This is a genomic window from Lentilactobacillus parakefiri (genome assembly GCF_002157585.1).
Lineage (GTDB): Bacteria > Bacillota > Bacilli > Lactobacillales > Lactobacillaceae > Lentilactobacillus > Lentilactobacillus parakefiri.
In genome coordinates, this window is the sequence record NZ_BDGB01000143.1 from 1 (window position 1) to 266 (window position 266).

Genomic DNA, 266 nt, shown 5'->3' on the forward strand with positions numbered 1-266 from the left:
CATGATATTCCCAATTCATCACTTTACTCAGCTCAGTGCGATATTTCTTCGATTGTTCTTTCAGATACATGGTGTAAGGAATCAAGGGAATCTTACCCAATTTCTCTTTAACGACTTGATAGTTTGGCTCACTGCCGTAGCCCGCATCGGCAACGATATAGTTGACGGGCGTTTGCGTGAAATTCATTGATTTTAAGAAAGGAATGAAAGTTCGCTGGTCAGTGGGCCGTTGATTAACTTGGTAATAGAGAACGAATTGTGATTGG

General features: G+C 41.4%; 1 protein-coding gene. It reads right to left on the bottom strand.

The genetic code is table 11. The annotated features are described in order from the left end of the window. Positions 1-266: transposase (locus LPKJCM_RS11770; RefSeq protein WP_165758617.1), on the bottom strand; the 266-nt coding region annotated here is incomplete at both ends.